This is a genomic window from Serratia sp. A07 (genome assembly GCF_058725505.1).
Map to the genome: position 1 here is coordinate 1 of NZ_JBZXDO010000057.1, position 10848 is coordinate 10848.

7 protein-coding genes and 1 pseudogene are annotated in these 10848 nt (G+C 46.8%); 2 read left to right on the plus strand and 6 right to left on the minus strand.

Annotated features, from left to right (window positions below; translation table 11 throughout):
- Nucleotides 1-147: 147 nt before the first annotated feature.
- Nucleotides 148-1848, minus strand: a complete 1701-nt coding sequence (locus AC4PR2_RS26220; protein ID WP_492175701.1) for a TraI domain-containing protein — start codon at nt 1846-1848, stop codon at nt 148-150.
- Complete coding sequence (locus tag AC4PR2_RS26225; protein WP_180547755.1) at nt 1842-3182, minus strand: 3'-5' exonuclease; 1341 nt, start codon at nt 3180-3182, stop codon at nt 1842-1844. The genes AC4PR2_RS26220 and AC4PR2_RS26225 overlap by 7 nt, the downstream gene beginning before the upstream one ends.
- A gap of 282 nt (nt 3183-3464) precedes the next feature.
- On the opposite strand from AC4PR2_RS26225, the pseudogene AC4PR2_RS26230 reads away from it, so the two are divergent.
- Together AC4PR2_RS26230 and AC4PR2_RS26235 are read left to right on the plus strand one after the other, a co-directional pair.
- Nucleotides 3465-3804 (plus strand): annotated as a pseudogene (locus AC4PR2_RS26230) (transposase); the annotation flags it as partial.
- A gap of 986 nt (nt 3805-4790) precedes the next feature.
- Nucleotides 4791-5549 carry a DUF481 domain-containing protein gene (locus tag AC4PR2_RS26235; RefSeq protein WP_089195161.1) on the plus strand — a complete coding sequence of 253 codons (759 nt, stop codon included), beginning with the start codon at nt 4791-4793 and terminating at the stop codon, nt 5547-5549.
- Between the two features lie 549 nt (nt 5550-6098).
- On the opposite strand, the gene AC4PR2_RS26240 is transcribed toward AC4PR2_RS26235, so the two are convergent.
- The 4 genes from AC4PR2_RS26240 to AC4PR2_RS26255 form a co-directional block, all read right to left on the minus strand.
- Nucleotides 6099-6755, minus strand: a complete 657-nt coding sequence (locus AC4PR2_RS26240) for a DUF421 domain-containing protein (protein ID WP_072628369.1) — start codon at nt 6753-6755, stop codon at nt 6099-6101.
- Nucleotides 6756-6800: 45 nt separating this feature from the next.
- On the minus strand, nt 6801-7964 hold the full coding sequence (locus tag AC4PR2_RS26245) for a sugar transporter (RefSeq protein WP_089186766.1): 1164 nt from the start codon (nt 7962-7964) through the stop codon (nt 6801-6803).
- 214 nt (nt 7965-8178) lie between these two features.
- Nucleotides 8179-8682 carry a TIGR00645 family protein gene (locus tag AC4PR2_RS26250; protein ID WP_089186765.1) on the minus strand — a complete coding sequence of 168 codons (504 nt, stop codon included), beginning with the start codon at nt 8680-8682 and terminating at the stop codon, nt 8179-8181.
- Between the two features lie 99 nt (nt 8683-8781).
- Nucleotides 8782-10329, minus strand: a complete 1548-nt coding sequence (locus AC4PR2_RS26255; protein WP_151888427.1) for a glycoside hydrolase family 32 protein — start codon at nt 10327-10329, stop codon at nt 8782-8784.
- Nucleotides 10330-10848: the final 519 nt, after the last annotated feature.

Consider the following 10848-nt stretch of genomic DNA (forward strand, 5'->3'; position numbering starts at 1 on the left):
GTGAAAAAATATTCCTCGAGCAAGAACTCCCACTCATCGTGCATTTTTTCTTCACTTTTCATTTCATAACCTCGAATAGGTTTATTTATCCACTCACAATCCGTCAGATTTACCTAACATTTATGAGATTCTCCCTGCATCAAAAGACTAAGGGATCACGAGTAACTGACTGTCCTCTGGCACGCGTGTCCCGCCGTACAAACTATTTTTCTTAATCAGGTAACCATTGATACGACGATATGTGCCCACCCCCTCAGGCTTTTCATAAAGATGGCCAATAAAGAATCGCTGCCCCTTACGGATCCGATGTCTTCCCAGTTTTTCAAACGCTTTTTGGATAGCATTTCGGTCAGTACGCTCGAAATTATTTTCTTTGATATACAGATGAAAAATATCTGGAACGCAGAGAAACACGAACCCACTGACAATATGTGCTCTGGAACCTATGGTATTAACGGATATGTCCCCTTTTTTTACCCCAAAACTCAACCACTGTAGAAATGCGCTCCCAACATTGCTCTCTGCCTTCAAAATACCTTCCACATTATTCTCTTCTAAACGGGGATCCTTTGATAAATGTTGAGTCTCTAAAATAGCCGTTGTGTCCGTGCTCTTTAGTAGCTCAGGTTCTATTACGCCTGGTAAAACACAGTCATCTTCAATTACAGTAGTTATGTCATGTACCGACCCCTGCTTTTCTTCAGGAAGGAGGCTCTCTTTCTGAGGGGCGTTTCCCTCTTCTTGGTTATCCAGGCAAGTCGGTACTGACACCTCTACCGCCATTAATGACAACAAAGCCTGCGTATCTTCTTCTACACCCCCCACCGTTTCTGGTGCCAGGACCATCTCAGCCAAAGGCTTATCGTTGACCGGCGCATCCAGGGCCGAGCTAAGTAACACTTCTGTGACTAACGGTGTATTTTCGTTAAGCTGATCTAATGTCTCTGCCGGCAGTTGCTCCTGAGCAAGAGGAGGATGGGTACTGCTGACTGCGCTTTGCAAATCAGTCTCGGGTACTGAAGTAGTGGTATTTTCTGTCGTTGGCGCCAAGGATGGTAAGACTGTTGCCAATGTGTCGGAGTTGGATATCGGCAAAAGCGATACGGCCAAACCATCGCCACGAGCCAGTTTGGTCGCCTCCAGAATAATATCGTCAATTGCAGGTAATGTGCTCGGTTGCCTGGACGCTATCGTCATCAACGAATGTATCGCTGCTGGTAGTGTTGACAGCCATTCGATAAGCTCTTCAGGCAGCAGCCGTGCCGCAATCATTGCGCTCTGACTTGTGGCCAGGGGCGGGGCTGACGGGGCTGCCCTGAAGCGAAAACGGTAAGGTTCACCCGGCACCGTCAAACCAGGTAACCAGGCACGGCCACTTTGGAACTCACCCTGCAGCTGGCTCAACAGCGGCAGGTAGTGCCATAGCGCTGCATAAAACACCACGACATTCCACTGCACATTCTGGGCGGATTGTTCTTCGGGCGCGGCCCCCGGGGGCAACATGTGCCCCTTGGCCAGTCGAACCGCATAAGTCATCGTCTGCAGGGTAACATCGACCAGCCCTCCTTCCCTGGCATGCTCCCCCTGGGACGCGGCCGGAAGTACCTGCATCAGCTTAACAAGCTGCTTCAAGGGTTGCAGATAGAAATGTTCATAGAGATCTTTGGGCAGCGCGCTGTTCTCCCACAGCTGTTGTAAACACTGCTGACGAGAGGCCGTGCTCAAAAGCTGCTCTGCGGATGCCGGCATAAAATAACCTACAGGACATTGAGAGCCTGGAATGCTTGTCGTTGGATTTGCCGACATAGCCCGGGTTCCAACCAGCAGTTCTTTGATAGCCTTCAGCATGCCAGACCTCCGGCGAGGTCATTACTCTCGCTGTCCATCAACATCTGGAGCAATTCATTCAGTATTAACATTTGCCGGGCACGAGTCACCGCGACATACAGCAGATTGGTTTCATCAGTACGTTCGCTTTCGGCCATCAGGGGATCCGTAATATCGGCAAAATCCTCGTTCAGTATAACCACCGGCCACTCCAGTCCCTTGCTGCGGTGCGCCGTCGACACAATCACCTGCGCCTGGCTTTCGTCAGTAACAGCATGTTCACGCATCACCTGCAGCTTTTGTGGCAGCGGGAAGTACTGCTCAAGCAACCGAAGCCCCTGGTTCATCTCAACATCCCTGGTTGCTCTGGCAACCGACTCAAATTCCTCAAAGTTGCGGTATTCTCGCGCCAGCCGCGGGGACTGCATCCGCTCAGTCATGTCAGCCGAAAACCAGTAGAGGTCTTCCAGCTCCTCGGTCTTGTAGCCGGCGATACCGCCGACCCAATACACCGTCTTGCCAGCCAGACTGGCATCCAGCGCAGCGCCGATGACTCCGGCCACCGTTTGGCTCAATATGGCAACAGGCTGTCCCTTCACATCATCAGGTGTACACGTCATAGCCTTGGCATTTCTCCCTTCCCCGACCAGCTGTATCGTTTCTTCTTGCCGGGAAAGCAGCATATTGACCACCTGGGTTACAGTAGGATCAAAACGGAAACTGTGATTCAGATAAAGTTGAACCGCATCGACCAACTCGGGAGCATCGAGGACATTTTCCTCGCCACTAAACTGGTAGATTTGTTGATGGCCATCGTCGACCAACACCACATCACAGCACTGCGCCAGTACCAGTGACTGAGTCACCGCGCTCGCGCCTTGTTCCTCGTTAAACATGAGCGTCTTCCAGCGTTTGAAAAGGTCAGGCTGAGAGAGCTGATACAGATTGAGGTAAACGTCATGGGACACAAGAGAAGTAGCGCCCTGGCGTGCAGACTCGCACCAGATCAATTGCGCCAATACCAGGATTTTGTCGGGCGACAAACCACAGCGTGAATCTTTATCAAGAAAGTGTTGCAGACCCAATTCGCTATCCCCATTACAGAATAAACCGTTAAAGGTCGTGATAGATGTGCGAGCCAGCGGCCTACATTCGACGATAAACGGGAATTTTCCCTCAGCCTCATCCCTGACTGCACGGTTACAGGCGAGATAAAGCATTGTGCAGTTCGAGCTTGCCTGCGCAAAACGGAACAATGTTGACGTTTTACCGGGGCCGGCTAACGCCGTGAACACCAGGCGATGGCCGGACCAACCAATGATTGCGGTTTGTTCGGGTGTATTACAATGAGACATAAGCAGCGCTCCGTAAAACTTGACCGGCATTTATCCTGCGCAGAGCAGTATGGCTACCACCATAGAAAAACCTTTTCCCAAAAGAAATAGATTCTCATAGTCAGCAGTTTTCAGTTTGATAGACGGCTATCACATCCTCATTCCTGAAGTCTATTAGGGCAAAAACTGTGGGGAAGCCTATACCTCCAAAGGCAACCCAATGCTAACAATCTATTTTTCAGGTTTTCCCTAGTGCCAAGAATAACAAATATCAGATGACTTTATGGCGACAGTACGAAGCGTCTGCCGTTGAACATTCTGCTGAGTCCCGGACAAGCCCATTAAAGCTAGTTCGTACAACGTCTGCTGGACGTCATTGGTGTGACTCGTCATAACGGCAGCATGAAGCGGCGTAATCAAGCCGTACGGGCTGATAAAGCTTACTCAAGACATGCGTTAAGTAACCAGCTGAAAAAAGTATGAAAAACGTCATTCCACTAAATCAAATGAGGAAATGGCGTCGCATGGTCGTTTAAAGCTCGATCGTGATGCCTAACACAATCGCAACGTTTTTGAACATTTCCTTGGTCGCCTAAAAGAATATTATCGCATCGACACACTTTACGACAAAACGGCGACTTAGTATCTAGCGATGGCAAGGCTGGGTTCCCCCCTACTGTTTACAAAAGATTAGGTAATTAAAGAGGCAGCACAGCTTAGATTATCCATGAGGGCTCAGAAACGACAGAGATAGTCGCCAGCCACGACCACCCAAAGAAAATTTTTCACAAATTCATTTCAATGAGTTACAATAGTTAGTGATGAGTTCGACTTTTGAGAAGTTATGAAATGTTAAGCAAAATAAAAAGTGTATTTACGACTTCACCAATTCCCTTTATCGTAATCTCGATGCTATTGGGGCTGCTTTTATTTTTGTTTATTCATTGGATGATTCTCGATATCACCATCGATTTTAAATAATTAATAGTAAATCAACCAGCACTATTAGAGTCTATTTAACAAGTAGCAGTCATGAACTAAAGTTAACACCGAGTTCCCCTCCCAAGTGCCAATTGAGTTTGACAATAAGCAATAAAAAAAGCGACATGGTTGGTGAACATGCCGCGCAGGAATTACATCTAACTAATTTTTATTATGTTTACTATAAATATGACATGTACTTATGTTAAATAAACGTCATTTTACTCATTAATGATAGCATAAATTACCGGCAAATCCAGCCCGTCAGTAACAGTCCGAATGAAGCTAGCTTTTTCACAGTTCTGTTTATGCGTGCGTATATAACATGTAGCAGGTCATCTTACTCTTTCAATCATACGCAACTCACCTAGCTTTATGGTATTCATTTCACACGGGCCGTCACAGGCCCATAATTTCACCCCACCCTCAATTAGTCTACTTTGATACCATGGCTTGATAAGCAGCAATAAGCTGTTTACAAACTTTGCCATTCAACTCGACGAGCTTGGAGGATAGGCAAAAGGTAAGCCTTGTGTATTGCCATATTGAGTTATATTTTTTACAATTAAAAAACTGTCTTGCTAAGACAGCTATCTCATTACCAATGAGATCCCCATAAACAGACTAAGACAATTTTGGCAAAAAATCATGAAATATCGCAATATAGTACCAGTCATTCTTCTTATCGCTACTGGTGCGCTTTTTAGCAAACGCGCCATTTCAGATGATTCCATATTTACAATTATGGATGACCCAACATCTGCAAAAAAACCTTTCGAAGGCAATATCAATGCAGGTTATCTTGCGCAATCTGGTAATTCGAAAAGTACCAACCTGACGATGAGCAGTAATATGACCTGGTACGATTCTTCAACTGCCTGGTCCATTTGGGGTAATGCCAGTAACGCCTCTTCCAATGACGTTCGCTCCTCAGAAAAGTACTCTGCTGGCGGACGAAGCCGCTACAACTTAACCGATCGCGACTATATTTTCGGCCAAGCCGGCTGGTTAAGCGACAGATATAACGGCTACCGAGCACGCGATACATTCACCACTGGCTATGGACGCCAATTACTGAATGGGCCTGTTCACAGCTTACGCGTCGAGGCAGGTCCCGGTATACGTCATGATGTGTATACAGGTGGAGGTAGCAAGACTAACGCACTGGGTTATGTATCTGCAACTTACAACTGGCAACTCACCGAAAATGCCAAGTTCATTCAAGGCCTGTCTGCTCTTGGGAGCAAAGATACTACCGTTAACTCTGAAACTGCCCTGGAAGTTGCTATTAGCGAAAGATTTGCATTGAAAGCAGGATACATGATGACCTGGAACTCCTCTCCCCCATCATCAGCGCCAAATCATACCGATAGACGCACACAAATAACTTTAAGCTATAAGATGTAACAGAAAAAGCCGGAATATAGCCGGCTTTTTTTCGTTTTTTTAAATCATGCAGGGACGATAGAGAACGCCTTACTCAATGCAAAACACAACCTTAACATTAATTGAATACCTCTACCGCCCCTAAAGGATAGAGTATAGGCATTCTGTTAAAAATGCAATAGTAAGCAGCGTTAATTCCAATTGATGGATGCGCTAGTTTTTATTACCGAAAATAACACATAATCTTTATTGAAATTTAAAGCACTGTTGACCAACATATTAGCAAGATGTTCCAAAAAATCTATCAAACCACTATTTTTGCCCACTGTCTGATTTAAAAACTGCGGTGCCGGGTGCCTCCCGGAGAATTGTGTATCAGCACCACAATTCGCGCAAACCGCCCAAGCCCATAACCTAAATAGCTGATACGCCCCACCGCACAGGGGGTTTCACCACAGTGAAAAGAGTGTAACCCTAAATCGCTAAAATTTACAATGAGATATCATTGGTTTTTCCTATTATGATCAGAGATAATGTCGAGCTTGGTACAGGCATCCCTGCAAGCGTAAATCAAACATTATTCACCACCTCACCATCCATAAGAATAAAGCTCACATTTCCTTCCCAATACTCAGCCAGGTAAATGTCTTCAACTGCTACCTGACATGTTGTTATCTTATGCAGTAACCACTCTGGAGTCTTTCCGATTTTTTCAAGAGCTTCCTCCTGCACCTCGCCTTCTTTCATAACAATACACGATGGCACCTTATCCTCATCACAAGCCAGAGTTATCTGGCCACCCGGTTCGATCTGAGCATACTTGATGGCCAGCAACGAGTGTATACCCTGTGCATGTATGTGTGATAACACCCCTAATATATCTATTTTGTTTCTTTTGTTACGTATATTTTCCATCAAAAATCGATGATCCTTAATGATTGTAATCGGCTCACCAATCGTAATTGATCTAAAAAACTGTATTCGCTTGCTTACAGAGTTAAGCATTGATATCAAGATGACCCCCATAATGAGTACGGCAATGTACTGATACAATGGGATCGCATCACTGTAGATAACACCGCCAATGATCCCGCCAATAACGAAGTTTCCGATAAAATCTATGGGAGTCATTTGCGAAAGTTGAGTTTTTCCCGAAAGATTAAAGTGCGTCATCACGATAAGAAATCCGATAAGAAATTTCACCAAGACTAACATGTAATATTCCATTACGACTTCCTCCTATAGTGTCTATTTTCGTGAACAGATTCTTCATCAATGAAAACGTCTTAGCAAAAAGCTAAGGCTCATGGCCAAAAAGACGATTGATGCAGCGACAAAGCCTATAGCGCCAATTCCCCACCCTTGAATAACCAGGTTACCCAATAAGGCACCGCTACCTATACCAAAATTATAAAGCCCGGAAAAAAAACCCATTGCAACATCTGTCGCATCGGGCGCGAGATTCAAGACTTTTGCCTGCATCGAGAGCCCAAACGCCATTATGGCCATACCCCATAACGCACATAACAGAGTCAGGCTAACCTGGCTATTCGATGAAGGGAAAAGAAAAACGAGACTTATCAGTAACAACGTCAGCGCAGCATTCAAAAATGCTATGGGGTAGCGTTCGCCATATCGACCAAACAGTAAACTGCCTGCAATTCCTGATACACCGAAGATTAGTAATATTAACGTCGTGACATTCTCGGACATGCCCGCCAAATTTTGTATAAACGGCTCAATATAGCTGTACGTCGAGAAGTGGGCCGTAACAACAATGACAGTGATAATATAAATAAATACCAGAGGCCATCGCCTAAGCAGCTCAGGCACCATAGTGAGTGACCCCGCATTCTCGCTCTTTAGTTCCGGCATAAACTTCAGCACCATGATTAATGCAAAGGCAGCGCTCGCCGCGATCCCGGCAAAAGTCATTCGCCAACCAAACCATTGGCCAATGATGCGCCCCAATGGGAGGCCAAGCACCATGGCTAAAGCGGTTCCCCCTGCCAGTAAGCTTAATGCCTGTGCCCTTTTACCTGGCGGCGCTACCCTTATCGCCAATGACGCCGTTATCGACCAAAAAATGGCATGGGAAAGTGCAACGCCCGCACGTGAAAGCACCAGAAGGCTAAAGTTCCATGCGATTGCAGTGAGAACATGGCTCGCGATGAACAGGATAAAAATACCTGTGAGTAACCTACGACGTTCAACCTGGCCTATCGCAAATATGCACGTCAGCGAAGCAATCGTGACAATCCATGCATAGAGCGTGATGATCAGGCCGACCCGTTCACTCGGAATGGAAAAACTATTGGCAATATCGCTCAGTAAACCGATAGGTGCAAATTCAGTGGTGTTGAATATAAAGGCTGATAGCGTGAGGATCCCCACTCGCATCCATGCTGTTGTACGCGATACTTCAGGCGCATCCATCATAACCTCCAATACGGGTTGTACATCTAGACAACCGCCAACCGACAACAAGCCAACCAAATATCAGTTCGGCTGGCCACGGTGAAAGACTTAAATCTTTTGTACAAACACAAACATCCGCCTTACGCGATTGCGCAATGAGTACAGTGGCTCACGCGTTTACATCAACAGGGAGGTTATCCTGAAAACCTCCCGCCACTGACCATGTACAAGGTCAGTCGGCGTCATCGCTCTTCTTAGAAATTTTCTCAAGTACTTGCATCAGTAGCGCCGTGAAGACAAAGCACAGGTGTAAGCCCATATACATCAAAATTTTGCCATCGGGGATGCTCTTTGATTCCATGAACACACCGAGTAAATGTATGGTTGATATGGAGACCACCGAGACAAACACCTTGTTCTTGAGTGACTCAACGTCCATCCTGCCTATCCATGACAGCTCGCTGCTTGCGCCCTCCACGTTCAAACGAGAAACGAAGTTCTCATAGCCAGAGAAAACAACCATAACAAGCAGCCCCCCTATCAGAACAAAATCAACCAGTGATAGAAGATGGAGAATAAGCTGCTCATTGTTGATATATGGCGCCTCTTTAAAGAGCACCATAAACTCCAGGAAAAACTTGTATGCCAGAATGAACAGGCCGGCAGCCAACCCTAGGTAGACCGGTGCCATGATCCATCTGGCTGAAAACATTATCTTTGCGAATAACTTCTCCATAATTGTCTACTCATCATTTTAAGTCAGCAATATTGATACACCCGTAAACCGGCCTGTGTTTTTAATGCGCCAGAGCTAGATTGGTGTCTGCCAGGCCCGCTATAAGTTCCCTTGAGCAGCCTCACTTTCACTTGTTATGGCGCGTAATGTTCGCACTTTCAGCTGATTAACGGTTGCTTCTCCGCCTTCAACCAGTAACGTCAACCGGTCGAAATGACACGTACTGAAATACAATGCGGTCCCCGACGCCGCGCCCTTATCACCCAGAAGCTCTAATGATGTACGGTCCAAAATCAGTCGCATATCTGTGTTGCGGGTTCCCGGTGCCAGTGCGTACGAAAAACTGTTCACAAAGTACCGGTGCGAGAATCCAGCTGTCTTGCCTCGTTCAATAAACAATCCGCCAAAGTCTCCACCATCAAATCCGACGTCCAGGGATTCTCCCTGGGAGTTGGAAAATCTCAGGGTGAATACGGCACCCGCCGAAAGATTAATATCCAGTTCAATATCAAGAGCCTCTCCTGCGGGGACGGGATGGCTCAACAAGATATCACTTCCTGTCAGATGCGGTTTCTCAACCAGAACACGTTGCACAAGGGGGGACAGATCAACAAACTGCTGAGTGATACGCCAATCACCCTTGATTTGCCGAAGCCCAATCCTCCTGGGGAGCGTCATCATTCCACGCGACGAGGTAAACGGAACGAAATTGGCATATTGCCAGTTGGAGAGCCAGGCCAGCCCGATAGGAACACCGCTCGTACCGGAAAAACTCTGGAAAGCATAGTAATCCTTCCCGAAGTCCATCAGTCGAGTCGCCCTGTCGACGGGTATGAATCGCTGGCCATCAAAGTCTCCCACAAAATACTGGACCGTGCTTCCCCCCTGAGGCGCTCCTGGATTGATGGACAGGAATAAAACCCATTTTTCGCCGCCACCCTCAACAGGCACGCAAAGAAGATCCGGGCACTCATAATCCACACCCAGCAGCCCTGCATCAGCGAATTCACTCAGTTTTATCCACGCTTTTAGATCATCCGAACGATAAAAAAGCACGCGATGTTTTCGTGCATCAACGACCGTCATGATCCAGCACTTCTCTGCAGAGTACCAAAAGACTTTCGGGTCACGGAACTGATCGGAATCGATGTCCAAAACCGGATTACGGCTGTAACCGGTAAATGTTTTACCCTCGTCATGGCTAAACGCAATTTCCTGTGTCTGAACCGTTGCACCCGCACGTGTATAGACCAATACCAAGCCGCCAGAAAGGTTATCAAAGAGCCCGCTTGAATTTTGCGCGTCATTGACGGCACTGCCACTGAATGCCTGCCCGGCAGCGGAGTTCGCCAGGGCTGTCGGCAACGTGCGCCAATTCAGCAGGTCATTGCTGACTGCGTGTCCCCAGTGGACGTTGCCCATGGCTGCTGCAACGGGATTATGCTGATAAAAAAGATGATACTCTCCGCGATAGAAAACCAGGCCGTTCGGATCGTTCATGAAGCCCGTTATTGGTGCATAGTGGACCTGAGGCCGGTAGTTAACAGGCGGCATTGGCTGAGTGCTTTCCTGGGAAAAACTTGCACGGGTCATGCCCATCCCCGCCCCCAGGCACACTGAAGAGAAAATAAATTTACGTCTGTTCATTAAATTAATCCCTGATATACAGTGAACATTGAACGCCACTCTATTCTGTAATCACGCGTGACGTGAACGTGACAGTTCAGGTATTGCCTACGGCCGGCCTGCGACCTCTCGCGTCAAAGGAAAACCGATAATCAGGCGTACTCAATCATTAGGTATAACAACACTATCGCTACAGACAGTATAACGATAGAGAATGCTCTCCATCGACGTTCGCTTTTCGTCATCATTCCCTCGTTTGTCAGTATAAGTCGTCATGGGCATCGTAACCTGTTCACCTTCTCATGGCGTTATTCTAAACAACCGCTGTCATCACCCTACTTTGCTTATAATAAAAAGGGTTGATTGGCGTTTGTTTCAATTGGAAGGCATCGAGCCTTATCACCCCGCAAAATGTACCCCTCGATGAAAAGACTGCGTAGCTGCGCGGTCGATGATATACGCATATCTGACGACAATTAATCTGGCCGGTTCGCGACAATTATTTTGGCCGGTTTGTAATCTGAGATCACAACCTACTCA